12 protein-coding genes are annotated in these 15122 nt (G+C 69.2%); 6 read left to right on the plus strand and 6 right to left on the minus strand.

Translation table 11 applies throughout. From position 1 onward, the window contains the following. Positions 1-92: 92 nt before the first annotated feature. Both EII35_RS02530 and EII35_RS02535 read left to right on the plus strand, forming a co-directional pair. Positions 93-1331 (plus strand): ATP-binding protein, encoded by a 1239-nt coding sequence (locus EII35_RS02530; protein ID WP_125226892.1) that lies wholly within the window; start codon positions 93-95, stop codon positions 1329-1331. Continuing rightward, positions 1328-1996 carry a LuxR C-terminal-related transcriptional regulator gene (locus EII35_RS02535; protein WP_125226893.1) on the plus strand — a complete coding sequence of 223 codons (669 nt, stop codon included), beginning with the start codon at positions 1328-1330 and terminating at the stop codon, positions 1994-1996. The genes EII35_RS02530 and EII35_RS02535 overlap by 4 nt, the downstream gene beginning before the upstream one ends. Positions 1997-2241: 245 nt before the next feature. Here the strand turns inward: EII35_RS02535 and EII35_RS02540 are convergent, their stop codons facing one another. From EII35_RS02540 to EII35_RS02550, 3 genes are all read right to left on the minus strand, one after another. Then, positions 2242-2499 (minus strand): GlsB/YeaQ/YmgE family stress response membrane protein, encoded by a 258-nt coding sequence (locus EII35_RS02540; protein ID WP_125226894.1) that lies wholly within the window; start codon positions 2497-2499, stop codon positions 2242-2244. A gap of 84 nt (positions 2500-2583) precedes the next feature. After that, positions 2584-3816 carry a phospholipase D-like domain-containing protein gene (locus EII35_RS02545; RefSeq protein ID WP_260464985.1) on the minus strand — a complete coding sequence of 411 codons (1233 nt, stop codon included), beginning with the start codon at positions 3814-3816 and terminating at the stop codon, positions 2584-2586. Positions 3817-3994: 178 nt separating this feature from the next. Further along, on the minus strand, positions 3995-4987 hold the full coding sequence (locus tag EII35_RS02550; protein WP_125226895.1) for a CAP domain-containing protein: 993 nt from the start codon (positions 4985-4987) through the stop codon (positions 3995-3997). Between the two features lie 153 nt (positions 4988-5140). Here EII35_RS02550 and pcrA point away from each other — a divergent pair, with 153 nt between their 5' ends. Further along, positions 5141-7531 carry a DNA helicase PcrA gene (pcrA, locus tag EII35_RS02555; RefSeq protein ID WP_125226896.1) on the plus strand — a complete coding sequence of 797 codons (2391 nt, stop codon included), beginning with the start codon at positions 5141-5143 and terminating at the stop codon, positions 7529-7531. Positions 7532-7546: 15 nt separating this feature from the next. On the opposite strand, the gene EII35_RS02560 is transcribed toward pcrA, so the two are convergent. Next, positions 7547-8578 (minus strand): M23 family metallopeptidase, encoded by a 1032-nt coding sequence (locus EII35_RS02560; protein WP_125226897.1) that lies wholly within the window; start codon positions 8576-8578, stop codon positions 7547-7549. Between the two features lie 171 nt (positions 8579-8749). Here EII35_RS02560 and sucC point away from each other — a divergent pair, with 171 nt between their 5' ends. Together sucC and sucD are read left to right on the plus strand one after the other, a co-directional pair. Next, positions 8750-9919, plus strand: coding sequence for an ADP-forming succinate--CoA ligase subunit beta (sucC, locus tag EII35_RS02565; protein WP_125226898.1), 1170 nt, complete (start codon positions 8750-8752; stop codon positions 9917-9919). Positions 9920-9932: 13 nt separating this feature from the next. Continuing rightward, the gene (gene sucD, locus EII35_RS02570) at positions 9933-10838 is read left to right on the plus strand and encodes a succinate--CoA ligase subunit alpha (RefSeq protein WP_125226899.1); all 906 of its coding nucleotides are present in this window, start codon (positions 9933-9935) and stop codon (positions 10836-10838) included. Here sucD and EII35_RS02575 read toward each other — a convergent pair. After that, a complete protein-coding gene (locus EII35_RS02575) occupies positions 10817-12478 on the minus strand; it encodes a hypothetical protein (protein ID WP_125226900.1) in 1662 nt (553 codons plus the stop codon). The two genes, sucD and EII35_RS02575, sit on opposite strands and share 22 nt — an antisense overlap. A 104-nt stretch (positions 12479-12582) precedes the next feature. On the opposite strand from EII35_RS02575, the gene EII35_RS02580 reads away from it, so the two are divergent. Continuing rightward, on the plus strand, positions 12583-13947 hold the full coding sequence (locus tag EII35_RS02580; protein WP_125226901.1) for a cell division protein PerM: 1365 nt from the start codon (positions 12583-12585) through the stop codon (positions 13945-13947). A gap of 9 nt (positions 13948-13956) precedes the next feature. Here EII35_RS02580 and EII35_RS02585 read toward each other — a convergent pair whose 3' ends face one another. Next, entirely contained in the window at positions 13957-15093 is a 1137-nt protein-coding gene (locus EII35_RS02585; protein WP_125226902.1) for a TIGR04053 family radical SAM/SPASM domain-containing protein, read from the minus strand. Positions 15094-15122: the final 29 nt, after the last annotated feature.

Raw genomic sequence — 15122 nt, forward strand, 5'->3', positions numbered from 1 at the left:
CCTGAGGGGATCCTGAATGACCCGTCGACGGCCCTGAGATCCTGGCGGGTGGGCGTGACTCCTCACAGCTGGCGTGCCACTCTGGAGGGGAGATGAACAGTTCCCCGGGCACCCAGCGCGCCGACCAGCTGCAACGCGACCTCTCCGGCAAGGCCATCGCCGGAGTGGCCAGCGGCGTTGCCGCGCACCTCGGCCTGCCCACCGCCTGGGTGCGGATCGGGTTCGTCGTGCTGAGCCTCTTCAGCGGAACCGGAGTCGTCGTCTACGGCGTCCTGTGGATGCTCATGCCCGGCGGCGACACCCACGAGGAGGCCCCCGGCCTCGAGGGTGCCTCCCGCGCCGGTATGCGGCCCGGCCAACGCATGAATGCCATCGATGCCGGGGTGCTGTTCTCGGTCGGCATCCTCATCTGCGGTGTGCTGTGGTTCGTCGCCTCGGATGTCGAACCCGGCAGGACGCCCTTGTTCTGGCCCCTCGTGCTGGGTGGCCTGGGGGTGGTGCTGGTGTGGGCGCAGGCCGATCGCGTCGGCAACCAGATCGCCGCGTCGGGGCAGGCCAGGGCCGTCACCACGCGACGGGCCCTCGCCAGCGTCGGCCGCCTCGTCGGGGGCATGGTGCTGGTCGGGTTCGGCATCAGCTGGATGGTGGCGAGCCAACTGGGCTGGCGGGACCTGCCCGTGGTCCTCGGTGCCGCCCTCGTGCTCCTGGCCGGGGTGGTCATCGTCGCCGCTCCCTGGCTGCTCCGGGCATCCCAGCGGTTGCGGAACGCGGATCGGGATCGGCTCCGCGCCGAGGCCCGGGCCGACATGGCCGCCCACCTGCACGACTCCGTGCTGCAGACCCTCGCCCTCATCCAGCGTCAGGCGAACAACCCGGTCACCGTCGCCTCGCTCGCCCGGCGGCAGGAACGCGAGCTGCGCACCTGGCTCTACGGGGAGGAGGCGGGGGCGCAGAGCCTCAAGGGGGCCCTCGAACAGATCCGGGTGGACGTGGAGGACCAGTTCCCGATCGCCGTCGAGGTGGTCTGCGTCGGCGACGCCGGGATGGACGCCGCCACCACCGCGCTCATCCAGGCGACCCGCGAGGCCGTCGTGAACGCGGCGAAGCACTCCGGGGCGCCGCGCGTCGACGTCTATGCCGAGGTCACCCCTTCCCAGATCGAGGTGTTCGTCCGTGACCGTGGCAGCGGCTTCGACGAGTCCCAGGTCCGGCAGGACCGCAGGGGCGTGCGAGAATCGATCCGTGGGCGCATGGAGCGTCACGGCGGGGCGGTCCGGATCCGCACCGCCCCCGGAGAGGGCACCGAGGTCAGGTTGGAGCTGCAGAGATGAGTGAAGCGGAGACGACGAAACCGCTCAGCGAGCTGAGGGTCGTGCTGGTCGACGACCACGCCATGTTCCGTGCCGGGGTGCGTCATGAGATCGGCGAACTCTGCGTCATCGTGGGGGAGGGGCACGACGTGGCGAGCTCCGTCGAGACCATCCTCGCCACACGCCCGGACGTCGTGCTGCTGGATGTCCACCTCCCCGGGGGTGGCGGCGCGGAGGTCATCAAGCAGGTGGTCGCCAAGGAGCCCGACGTGCGCTTCCTCGCCCTGTCCGTCTCGGACGCGGCGGAGGACGTCATCGGGGTCATCCGGGCGGGGGCCCGTGGTTATGTGACGAAGTCCATCTCGTCGGAGGAACTGGTGGAGGGCATCCAGCGGGTGGCCTCAGGGGACGCGGTGTTCTCGCCGCGCCTGGCCGGCTTCGTCCTGGACGCCTTCTCGGGCTCGGTGGACATCTCGTCGATCGACGAGGAACTGGACCGGTTGAGCTCGCGGGAACGGGAGGTCCTCAAACTCATCGCCCGGGGCTACAGCTACAAGGAGGTGGCGCGGGAACTGTTCATCTCCATCAAGACCGTGGAGACCCACGTCAGCTCCGTGCTGCGGAAACTGCAGCTCAGCAACCGCCACCAACTCACCAAGTGGGCCACCGACAGGCATCTTGTCTGACATCCCCGGCCGGGGCCCGGGAGTGGCCCCAACCCCGCCGCTCCCGTCCCGCCTCCGTGGTTTCGCCTGCCTTGACTCTGTTCCGCCTGTCCTCGGCTGGATTCGCCCGTCATTTCTGCGGCTCGCCTGTCTTCTTCGGCAGGCGAATTGAAACAGGGCAGGCGTTTGCGTATCAAGGCAGGCGAATGAAAACGTAGAACTCCGGTCACCCACTGTGGGTGACCGGAGTTCTACGGACGGAGGGATCAGGCCTTCTTCTTCAGCCAGCCCGCGATGAACAGGAGCAGGAGCGCGCCGAGCACCGAGAATGCGAGCCCGGGGATCGAGAAGATCTTGTCGTAGGAGTCGTTGAAGATGAGCTGGCCGAGGAAGCCGGCCACGAGGGCGCCACCGATGCCGAGCAGCATGGTGGACAGCCAACCCATGCCCTCATCTCCCGGCATGATCGCCTTCGCGATGGCGCCACCGAGGAGACCGATGATGATGTAACCGATGATCGTCATGACAACCAGCATGCCCGACGTGGCGCGGTTTGGCCATGGGGTGCTTCCCTGAGCCTTCCCTGGTCCCGGACCCGGGGAGTGTGCTCAAAACAACGGCCGCCACGGGCTGAGAAGCGCTTCGGTGCACTTCTTCAACCACGATCGACGGTGCCAGGTGTCGGCTGTAAGTTCGACGGTATTTCCTTCATCGATGCGGAAAACCTCCTCCATGTGGCGGGCCACGTCCTCGTCGGTGATCTCGAGATTGACCTCGTAGTTGCCCCACAGGCTGAGTCGGTCCAGGTTGGCCGTCCCGATCGTGGCCCACGCCCCGTCGATCACCGCGGTCTTGGAGTGCACCATCGCCCCCTGGTAGAGGAACAGCCGGATCCCCGCATCCAACAGGTCAGCGTAGAAGCCGCGGGAGAGCAGGTCAGCCACGGCGTGGTTCGACTGGGCCGGGACGATGATCCTCACGTCGACGCCCCGCTTGACGGCGGTCTTCAACGCCCACACCAGATCGTCGTCCGGGATCAGGTAGGCGTGGGTCAGCCAGATCCGGTCGGTGGCGCGGTCGATGCCTTCCAGGTACATGTTCCGGATCGGGTAGACCTGGATCCGCGGCTGGTTGCGGTGGACCCGCAGGGGGGAGAACCAACGGCGGGGGCCACTGTGCTCGAGGATCGGCAGCCGGTGCCGGTCGGCGTTCTGGTTCCAGAAATCGACGAAGGCGTTCTCCAGCTCGGCCGCGCCCGGTCCGACGATCCGGGCATGGGTGTCGCGCCACTGGGTGGCGTACAGGCCACCGATGTTGTAGCCGCCGATGAAACCGATGTGGCCGTCCACGACGAGGATCTTGCGGTGATCCCGGCCCCACGACTTCGGCGCCCAGGGTTTCGGGAAGGACGGATGCCGCAGCGCCCTCACACCTTCTGGCATTTTGAAGAAGCTGCGAGGCACCACGAGGTTCGCGAAACCATCCCAGATGACGTTCACCTCGACCCCTCGTGCGGCTGCCCGACCGAGGGCGGCCTTGAACCGCTCCCCGATCTCGTCGCCCTTCCAGATGAACGTCTCGAACAGCACGACGCGTTCCGCGCTGTCGATGGCGGTCAGCATGTCGCGGTAGAGGTCCTCGCCGTAGGTGTAGACGGTCACCTCGTCCTGCCCCATCAGGATGGGCCTGGCGGGGGTGCAGGGAAACCGGCGGAGGCGACGGTGCTTCTTGCGCCACGACTCCCAACCGGTGAGCCCGATCATCACCCCGATCTGCGTGAGGAGCAGCCCAACGCTGATCCGCGGAACCACCCTGCGCAGAAAATCCCAGACCCTCCTCATGCGTGTCAGCATACGGGGGATCGGGAACTGGTCACGTGAGGACCCTTGCGTTGGAGTGGACTCCAGCTCTCAAGGCGTCGGACCCGGTGGGAGGGGCAGCCTGCTGTCATCTTCATGGCGGAGCCATGACGAGGCGGCACGTCGGTGGTGCTGACGCCGGGCGCCGGACCAGCCGCGCTCAGAACAACCGTCGGGTGAGGAGGACCAGTCCTGCGATGGCGCCACCTGCCACGACAGTGCCGATCACGATCCAGGCCCACGGGGTGGGGGAGTCCTCGAACTCGGCGACCGCGACCGGGGGGACCGGGTCCTTCACGAGGCTGGATTCGGCCGCCGTCGGTTCCGGTTCCGGGGTGGGTGCCGGGGCCGGTGCCGAGGGTTGGGAGTCCTCCGACAGTTCCTGCGGCACCGCGACAGGGGTGGTGACGGATTCGCTGGGGGCCGGTTCGCCACCGTCATCGGGGTCCGCCTGCTGCGTCCTCGACGGTGATGCGGAGGGGCTGGCCGACCGCGGGGTCACGGGGTCCGAGGGCGGGGGTGTGGACTCCTCCCGGGACCTGCTGGGCTCCGGGGCCGGTGAGGACGGGGAGGGGGACTCGGACGGGGGTTCCTCCGGGGTCGGGGTGGGGCGGGGCGCCTCACTGCCGACCCGGGTCAGTGCCCCGGCGTCGCTGGCGGAATAGGCAGCGAAGTTCTGGGTGGCGTACCAGGCGTTGTTGACGGAGTCGAAGGCGAGCCCGATCCCGATGGAGTTGATCTCCGGGTTGACCATGTTGGCGTAGTGGCCGGGGGAGTCCCGCCACAGCTCGAACATCTTCGTCCCCATGTCGCCGCTTCCGCCGTGCATGGCGACGTTCTCCGCCGCGTAGGTGAACCCTGCCGGGTAGTGGCTGGAGAAGTTCGGCCGATGCTCGAGGGTGGCCCGCGCCGCCATCTGCTGGGACCAGTCGACGGCGACGGCGTCCAACTCCTGGTACCTCGTCACCGGGGAGAGGCCCTGGCTGGACCGCAGTTCGTTGACCTTGTCGAGGATGGTGCGGGCCCACGACTCCGTCGTGTTCCCCTCCATCGGCAGGACTGCCGGCGCCGTCATCGGCGGTGCCGCATGAGTCGTCGTTGCTCCGGCTGACACCAGGAGTGCCACCGCAGCGGCCAGGTGGATGAAACGCATGCAACAGTCTTTCGGGCAGTTACGAAACCGTTATGTCGTCAACCCTAGACCAGGGAAGGAGCGCGGATTGACCTCCCGGGGCCGAATTCTGTCGTCCCTTTGGGCCGTGGCCATCCAGCCGGGGACGGTGCTGTCCAATAGGGTGGTCCCACCATGTCCGACAGCCTGTTTCCTGACCTTGCCGCCGTGTTCGCCACCGACCGGACACCCTCTCGCCCCGCCCCCGCCACCCCGGTCGGACAGGTCGACGAGGACGAACTCCTCGACGGGTTGAACCCGCCGCAGCGGGACGCCGTCACCCATGCCGGATCCCCCGTCCTCGTCGTCGCGGGAGCGGGATCGGGCAAGACCCGGGTGCTCACGCGACGGATCGCCCACCTCGTCGGGGTGCGCGGGGTGCATCCCGGGGCGGTGCTGGCCATCACCTTCACGAACAAGGCGGCCGCGGAGATGCGGGAACGGGTGGCGGACCTCGTGGGCAACCGCGCCCGCCTCATGTGGGTCTCCACCTTCCACTCGGCCTGCGTGCGCATCCTCCGCTCGGAGATCGACCGGTTCCAGTTCACGAAGTCCTTCTCCATCTACGACGACACCGATGCCAAACGGCTCATGGGCCTGGTGCTGCGGGACCAGGGACACGACCCCAAACGCTTCCCCGTCCGGAGCGTGATGAACGCCGTCAGCGCGTGGAAGAACGAACTCGTCGACTTCGAGACCGCCGCCGAGCAGGCGACGGGTCCGTTCCAGAAGGTCCACGCCGAGGCGTATCAGGAGTACCAGGCCCGCCTCCGGGCCGCCAACGCGCTGGACTTCGACGACCTCATCATGACCACCGTCAACCTGTTCCAGGCCTTCCCCGATGTCCGGGAGAAGTACCGGCGTCGCTTCCGGCACGTGCTCGTCGATGAGTACCAGGACACCAACCACGCCCAGTACGCCCTCATTCGTGAACTCTGCGGCGACGGTGACCCCACGACGACGCCCGCCGCGGAGCCGGCCGAGCTGATGGTGGTCGGCGACTCCGACCAGTCGATCTACGCCTTCCGGGGGGCGACCATCCGGAACATCCTCGACTTCGAGGCCGACTTCCCCGGGGCCCGCACCATCGTGCTCGACCAGAACTACCGCTCCACCAACACCATCCTGCAGGCCGCGAACGCCGTGATCTCACGCAACGCCGGGCGCAGGGACAAGACCCTGTGGAGTGACCTGGGGGAGGGGGAGCTCATCGTCGGCTGGGTCGCCGACACCGAGCACGACGAGGCCCAGTTCGTCGCCTCGGAGATCGACGCGCTGGTCGACCGGGGGGCCACCCGCTACGGCGACGTCGCTGTCTTCTACCGCACCAACGCCCAGTCCCGGGCCCTGGAGGAGGTGTTCATCCGCGTCGGGATGCCCTACAAGGTGGTCGGCGGGGTGCGGTTCTACGAACGCAAGGAGGTGCGCGACGCCATCGCCTACCTGCGCGCCGTCGCCAACCCCGCCGACGACGTCTCCGTGCGCCGGATCCTCAACGTGCCGAAGCGGGGGATCGGGGACCGGGCGGAGGCGGCCGTGGCCTCGCTGGCCGGGGCCGAGCGGATCAGCTTCTTCGACGCCCTCGCGCGCAGCGACGAGGCGCCGGGGCTGGCCACGCGCTCCGCGAAGCAGATCAAGGGATTCGTCGACCTCATCGAGGCACACCGTGTCCAGATGGCCCAGGGCGTCCCCGCCGACGAGATCCTCACCTCACTGCTGCGGGAGTCCGGCTACCTCGCCGAGCTGCAGAACTCAACGGATCCGCAGGACGAGACCCGGCTGGAGAACCTGGAGGAACTCGTCAGCGTCGCCGCGGAGTTCGTCGCGGCGGCGAACACCGTCGACCTCGACGACGAGCACGCGGCGGGAGAACTGGCCGCCGGTATGCCGGAGCCCGACGATTCGCTGCCGGCCTTCCTGGAGCGCATCGCGTTGGTGGCGGACTCCGATCAGGTCCCGGACCAGGGCGGCCAGGGCGTGGTGACCCTCATGACCCTCCATACCGCCAAGGGGCTGGAGTTCGACACCGTCTTCCTCACCGGGATGGAGGACGGCATCTTCCCCCACGGGCGCGCCCTGACCGCGCCGGAGGACCTCGAGGAGGAGCGACGGCTGGCCTACGTAGGTATCACCCGGGCGCGCAAGCGGCTCCACCTCACCCGGGCGCAGGTGCGGGTGACCTTCGGGGCCCCGAGCCACAACCCGGCCTCCCGGTTCCTCGACGAGATCCCCACGGGCCTGATGGACTGGCGGCGCCTCGGTGAGGCGAGCGTTGGTTGGGCTGCGAGCAGTGCGGAGCGCACCTCGAGGACCCGGGACGCGGTGAGCTTCGGCAAGGGACGCGGCCGACCGGCCCCGGCCGCCCTGGACCTGGCCGTCGGGGACCGGGTGCTCCACGCCATGTTCGGCATGGGGACGGTGCTCGCGGTGCAGGGGGTCGGGGACAAGCAGCGTATCGATGTCGACTTCGGGTCGGCTGGGAAGAAGCGGCTCGCCCCGGCCCAGGCCCCCATGGAAAAGCTGTGAGGGGCTGGGTTCAGGTCAGATGTCGACGCCCTGGGACCTGAGGAAGGCCAGCGGGTCCGAGGCGACATAGACGTTGCCGGGGGTGGTGCCCTTCGGGTAGTACTCGAAGTGCAGGTGGGGGCCGGTGCTGTTGCCGGTGCTCCCGACGTAGCCGATGAGCTGCCCGGCCTGAACACTCTGCCCCGGAGACACCACGGAACGCGACATGTGGGCATAGAGGGTGGAGCCGCCATTGGCGTGCGAGATGACGACGTTGATCCCGGCCCAGCCGCCGCTGGTCGGGCTGATGACGATGCCGGAGGCGGCGGCGTAGATCTCGGTGCCGGCGGGGGCGCCGAAGTCCTGGCCGGTGTGGTACCTGGCCCAGAGGCCGTGCTGTCCGAAGCGGGGGCCGAGCCGGAACGTGCCGGGCTTCAGGGGGAGGGACGCACCCTTGGAGCCTGCGGCCTTGAGGTCGTCCGCGGAGATCTTGGAGGTGTCCACCCCCTGCTTCTTCAGGGCGGCCTCGGCGGCGGCGAGGCGCTCGGCGGCCGCCTTCTTCTCCTCCTTGATCTTCTCCTCCTGGGCGGCGACCAGCTTCAGGTCGGCCTCCATCTTCGCCTCGCGCTCGGCGGCGGTCTCGTTGGCGACGGCGTTGGTGGTGTCGTTGTAGGTGGAGTCGAGGTTCTGCGCGTGGTCCTTCGCGGCCTGGTCCGCGACGGCGGAGTCGAGGTTGCTGCGGATCGCGGAGCGGGAGGTGTCCTCCTCGTTGGGCACGAAACCGTTCTCGACGGCCCTGGCGGCGCCCTCGGGGACGGCGAATTCGGAGGCCACGGCCTCGCTGACGGAGTCCGCGTCCGCGGAGCGTGCGCTCCATGCCCAGCCGAAGACAGCGGAGGCCATGACCGCACCCGCAGCGCCTGCTGCGATGGCTGAGCGGCTGAACCGACCGCGGCCCCGCCTTGAGGGGGTTGCGATCGTGGCCTCGACGATGTCGAGTTCGGCGTCCTCGTCGACCTCAATGGCGCGACGTGCCACCCGTCGCGGTTCGTTGATCTTCAAAGTCATCTCCTTGCGAGGAACCAACCGGGGAAACCTTAGCAATTCTCAGCTTGTTCTCAAAGTGAATGAACAAAGTCGTGGCGCGGGGGCTCTCCGGGTCGTCTGCTGGACCCTGTCGAGGGCGAGAGGTTAAGGTGTGCCTGCCCAGGCCATCAACGTTGATTCAGGAGCCGGAACATGGATCTGCTGGAGTACCAGGCACGCGCGCTGTTCGGGGAGGCGGGGCTCCCGGTCCTGCCCGGGATCGTGGCCCGCACCCCCGACGAGGCGGTCGCGGCCCGCGCCCATCTGGGGGCGGAGGTCGTCGTCGTCAAGGCCCAGGTGCGCACCGGGGGACGGGGCAAGGCCGGCGGGGTGAAGCTGGCCCGCGGCTACGACGAACTCGCCGAGATCGCCCGGGGCATCCTCGGCATGGACATCAAGGGCCACACGGTTGAGGAGGTCATGGTGTGTCCCGCGGCCGAGATCGCCGAGGAGTACTACTTCTCGATCCTGCTCGACCGCGCGGCCGGCTGCTATCTGGCCATGTGCTCCAAGGAGGGGGGCATGGACATCGAGACCCTCGCCGTGGAACGCCCCGAGGCGCTGGTCCGGCTCCCGCTGGACGCCCACACCGGCATCGACGAGAACGTCGGCAGGGAGATCGCGGCCCGGGCCGGGTTCCCGGAGGAGGACCACGCCGCCCTCGCGGAGGTCTGCCAGGCCCTGTGGCGCGTGTTCCGCGACAACGACGCGACCCTCGTCGAGGTCAACCCGCTCGTCAAGCTCGCCGACGGTTCACTCAGCGCCCTCGACGGGAAGGTCACCCTCGACGGCAACGCCGACTTCCGGCACGACTGGTCCGCGTACCACGCCTCGTCGGGGGAGACCGAGCTGGAGAAGCAGGCCCGGGCCCTCGACCTCAACTACGTCCACCTCTCCGGCAGCGTCGGCATCATCGGCAACGGCGCCGGGCTGGTCATGAGCACCCTCGACGTCGTGGAGCGGGCGGGCCGTGACCTCCCCGGCTCCCCGAAACCCGCCAACTTCCTCGACATCGGGGGCGGGGCCTCCTCGCAGGTCATGGCCAACGGCCTGCGCATCATCATGAGTGACCCCCAGGTCAGGAGCGTCTTCGTCAACGTCTTCGGCGGGATCACCGCCTGCAACGACGTGGCCACCGGCATCGTGCACGCCCTGGAACTGCTCGGCGACGAGGCGCGCCTTCCCATCGTCGTCCGGCTTGACGGCAACTCCGTCGAGGTCGGCAAGGCCATCCTCGAGGAGGCCGACCATCCGCTGATCCGCATCGAGGACACGATGGACCAGGCCGCGGCCACCGCCGCCCGACTCGCCTCCGGGCTCTGAGAACAGGAGAACCATGGCTGTCTTCATCAACCAGCACACCCGCGTCGTCGTCCAGGGCATGACCGGCAGGGAGGGGCGCAAGCACACCCAACGCATGATCATGTCCGGCACCCGCATCGTCGGTGGCGTCACCCCGGGCAGGGGCGGCGAGTCGGTGCTCTTCGAGGAGGACCCGGTGCCGGTGTTCGGCTCCGTGGGCGAGGCCGTGGCGGCCACCCAGGCGGACGTCTCCGTCGTCTTCGTCCCGCCGCGCTTCGCCAAGGACGCGGTGGTGGAGGCCGTCGAGTCCGGGATCGGGCTCTGCGTGGTCATCACGGAGGGCATCCCGGTGCGTGACGCCCTCGAGTTCCATGCCGCGGCGAGGGCCAACGGGGCCCGCATCATCGGGCCGAACTGCCCCGGCCTCATCTCGCCGGGGAAGTCGAACGTGGGCATCATCCCCGCCCACATCTCCGGTCAGGGTCGCATCGGCCTCGTCTCGAAGTCCGGGACGTTGACCTACCAGATGATGTACGAGCTGCGTGACCACGGGTTCTCCACCGCCGTCGGCATCGGCGGCGACCCGGTCGTCGGCACCTCCCACATCGACGTCCTCCAGGCCTTCGAGGAGGACCCGGAGACCGAGGTCATCGTCATGATCGGCGAGATCGGCGGCGACGCCGAGGAGCGTGCCGGGGCGTACATCGAGGCCAACATCTCCAAGCCCGTCGTGGGCTACGTCGCCGGGTTCACCGCCCCGGCGGGCAAGACGATGGGGCACGCCGGAGCCATCATCACGGGCAGCAAGGGCACCGCCGCCGCGAAGAAGGAGGCGCTGGAGGCCGCCGGGGTCCGGGTGGGGGAGACCCCCAGCCAGACCGCCCAGCTGGTCCGCGACGCCATCGCGGAACTGCGCTCTCAGGCCTGGCTGGCCCGCTGAGCCGCCCGGATGGCGACCTGACCCAGCTGCTCCTCGGAGAACTGGTAGGAGTCGGAGACGGTCACGAGCACGTAGCTGACCGTCGCCCCCGCCCGCGTCACGATGAGCTGGTAGTACGCCTTCTCCTCGGCCGTCTTCTCCAGGGAGACGGAGAACATGCGGGCCGCGACGGGGGCGTCGCCCACCCCCACGCCGGTCACGGCCGTGTACTCGGAGACGGTTGCCGTGTTGGCACGTTCGGAACAGGAGGCGATGTTCGCCACGAGCGCGGACTCGAAGGTGTTCGCGGCGCCCTCGTCCGGGAAGGTGAACCGCAGCTCATCCAGCCCGAACCCCTCCGGGGTCTGCGGGTTCTCGTTCTCCACGAACGTGGTCTGGAGCCGTTCCTGGGGGCCGGGGTCGGTGTCCAGCGCCATGTTCTCGCACCCGATGCCCTTGAGGGTGACCTCGTTCGGGCCGACCCTGACCCACTTGCCGACACCCGGCTGGATCCGGGGCAGGTCGGCCGGGATGAGCCAGCCGACGGGATCCACCGGCGGCGGCACCGTCGGGGCGACGGCCGGGGTTCCGGGGCAGGTGCCCTCGGCGGTGGAGCAGATCTCCTGCAGCCGCGTCGTCGCCGCGGTCACGAGGGCGGTGGGGTCGATCGGGGTGTCGGCGCGCTTGACGACGAAGGTGGAGACCACCCGGCCGGTCCGGACGAGCAGGATGCTCTGGTAGAGGGGTTTCGTGTCCTCGACCGCGACGGTGACCTGCACGGCCTCGTCGCCCATGCCCTCCACCGAGGTGGCGCCCACGATGTGAACCTGGTTGATGGAACAGGCGGCGAGGTCGCTCAGCCGCTTCTGGTAGATGTCCGTGGCCGCCTTCACGTTGGCGTAGCCGTCGATCTCGTGGATCAGCGCGAGCTGCAGGTCCGTGGGCTCCGCACCGATGGTGCGGTGGAGTGAGACCACGGGGTTGATGTCGGGCAGGTCCTTGCCGAGGCAGACGGGCCGGACCTTCCTGCCCTCCCGGGAGTCGATGGTGTCGACGACGGTCCACGTCCCCTCCGGGACCATCGTCGTGGCCTCCGAGGCCTCCAGGAGGTTCGATGCCGTGGCCAGCGGGACCTCCGAGGAGGTCGACGCACTGGGTGTGCCGGCCACCTCGGTGCGGGAGCGGCCGGCCAGGTTGAAGATCGCGAAGGCGATGAGGACCGCCGCGGCGACCGCGCCGCCGCCCCACAGCAGGAGGGTGCGGCGGTGGTGCCTCAGCCAGGCGGGCAGGCCGCCCTCGTCCTCGGAGTCCTCGTGCTGCGCGCGGGAGGGACGTGCCGGGTGCCCACCATCGGGGAGGCCGGAACTGCTCGAGGAGCCCGGCGAGGTCGTGCTCGCCGCGGACCGGCGGGGAACGGCCGAGGCCCGCTGACCCTCAGGGGGGAGGGGATCGAGGCGACGCTCGGTCTCCGGGAGCACCGGGGCCGGGATGGAGGTGGCGGAGTCGGGATCGGCCGGTCGGGCGAAGGGACGATCGAAGTCATCCGCAGCGCCGCGTCGGGCACCTCGAGGTGCCTCGTGACGTGTATCGTCAAGGCCGTCCGGCTCGGCACCCTCAGGGGCCATGGCCCTGCGGGGACGCTCGCTGCCGGAGTCAGTCATGTACACCTCCATGCGGATATGTCATACCGCCGCTCGGCGGCATTTCACCCCTACAGGTTACCCATGACTCGACCATTTCTGCCCATCGAGATCAGGAGACCGCCTTGGCGGAGCGCCCATCCAAGCACCGGACGATCGCCGTCGATGTCGATGCGACCGCCCCAGTCAAGCGTCCCCACGTGGTGCTCCCGTGGTATCTGGTGGCCGGAATCGGCGGGGTGGGCGTCGTCATCGGTGCCTGGCTGCTCCTGGCCGCCCCCGCGGTGTTGGGTTGGCTCACCTCACCCAACGCGGAACTCAGCTCGGCCCTCGATCTGGCCAACCGGCTCCTCCTGCTCGCCAACGGCGCCCCCGTCGAGATCGGTGGCCAACGCGTCAGCCTCTTCCCGCTCGGCATCACGGTGGTGCTGCTCCTGCTCGGTCGTCCCCTGGCCGCGCTCGCGGCCCGACACGCCGCCCGATCCGGCGGGGTCCCCGACCCGTCCGGGGAGGTGTGGGTCGACGCGCCCGCCGTCGCCCGCAAGGTCGTGGTGCTGTTCACCGTGTCCCAGGCCGGGGCCACGACGATCCTGGCCACCTTCGTCGCGGGCGCCTCGGCGCCGCGGGTGCTCGCCGGATCCCTCCTCGTCGCCCTGGTCGGTTCCCTGTGGGGGACCATGTCCGCGATCGAACTCCATCCACGAGCAGGGTGGCCGGTGTGGCTGCGCGCGGTGCCCCGCGCCCTCGGCGCGGCCTGGGGGGTCTGCCTCACCGCAGGGGCGATCCTCGTGGCGCTCAGCCTGTACCTGCAGCGGGACCGGATCGTCGGCATCACCGACGTCCTCGACCCCGGACCCGCCGGGATCGTCATCCTCGTCTTCCTGCAGCTGGCCTACCTCCCCAACCTCGTCATGTGGGCGACCGCGTGGTCGCTGGGGGCCGGGGTGACGCTCGGGGACGGCTCGCTCATCTCGATGGGCATCACCGACGTCGGTTTCCTGCCCGCCATACCGGTGCTGGGCGCGATCCCCGACCCCGGGCCGGTGCCCGGCGTGCTGTGGCTGTGGCTGCTCTTCGGGGTCGTCGCCGGAGGGCTCGCCGGTCTCGTCGTCGCCATGGCGCGGCCGTCGCACCGCTTCGACGAGACCACCCTCGTCGGTGCCCTGACCGGGGTCGTCGCCGGGTTCGGCCTGGTCGCCCTGGCCAGACTCGCCTCAGGGGGGCTCGGCTCCCAACGGCTCGCGTCGATCGGGGTGCGGCTCGGGGACCTCGCCATCACCGCCCCCAGCATCCTCGGACTGTCCGGGCTCCTCGCCGGTCTCACCGTCGGCCTGATCCGCCGACAGTGGCCCTCCGTCGAGGAATGGCAGGCGTTCCGGGCGAACTTCACGTCCGAACCCGACGTCATCGACGAGGAGACCAAGAGTCACGCCCGCCGGGACGAGGACGCTCCCGATGATGAGGACGAGGAGACGATCAGGCGCCGCTGAGCGCCCGGGTCACCGGTGCGGCTCGTGGGCGCAGAACGGCTCCTCGGCGAGGTAGTCGCCGGTCATGGCGTAGGCGCGGGCCCGTGAACCACCACAGAAGGAGCGGTAGGAGCAGAACCCGCACTTGCCCTTGAGCTGGCTGCGGTCACGCAGCGTCCGGAACAGATCGGAGTTGCGGTAGACCTCCCCGATGTCGTCGGTGCGGACGTTCCCGGCCCTGATGGGGAGGAAACCCGACGGATGGATGTCGCCGACGTGCGAGATGAACAGGAACCCGTCCCCGTCGTTGACGTTCCGGGCGCGCCCGATGCCGTCCTGCTGCGAGTAGTGCATTCCCGAGGTCAGCACGTCGAGATCCGTGTCGAGTCCCTGACGGGCCTCCTCCCGTTTGCGCTGCATGACGACTCGCGAGTACTGCGGCGCCGCCGTCGCCTTGATGTCGAAGGGGGCGGTCCGGCTGAGGTCGTACAGCTGGTGGAACACCGCCTCGAACTCCTCGGCGCTCGCGACGTCCTCCTTCTTCGCCCGCCCCATGGGGACCAGGAAGAACACCTCCCAGAACACGATCCCGAGCTCCGTCATGAGCTCGCACATCGCGGGCATGTCGTCGATGTTGGCCTTGCGCACCACCGTGTTGACCTGGGTGCTGAGCCCGATCTCCTGCGACTGGCGGAGGATGCGGATCCCGTGATCGAAGCTGCCCTGGACGCGGCGGAACTCGTCGTGGATGGCCGCGTTGGAGCCGTCGAGGCTCACAGCGAGCCGGGTCAGTCCCGCGTCCTTGAGCTCCTGCAACCGCTCGAGTGAGGCCAGGGGGGTGGTCGCCGGGGTGATCGCCATCCGCAGCCCGATCTCGGCGCCGTGGCGGACCAGGTCGATGATGTCCGGGCGTTTGAACGCGTCCCCACCCGAGAACACGAACACGACGCGGCCGAAGCGGCGGACGTCGTCGAGGAGCTTCATCGCCTCCTCGGTGGTCAGTTCCCCCGGGTTGCGCAGCGGCTGGGCCGAGGCCCGGCAGTGGCGGCAGGCGAGGTCGCAGGCCTGGGTGGTCTCCCAGATGACGATGAACGGCGCCTGGTCGAAATCGAGGTTCGGGCGGGCCCCGAACGGCCGGTTGTGTGCGTGTCCGTGAGGATGCGGCATGTCCAGCACGCTACCCGACGGGGCCGCGA

Source organism: Arachnia propionica (genome assembly GCF_003932785.1).
In the GTDB taxonomy this organism is placed as follows: domain Bacteria; phylum Actinomycetota; class Actinomycetes; order Propionibacteriales; family Propionibacteriaceae; genus Arachnia; species Arachnia propionica_B.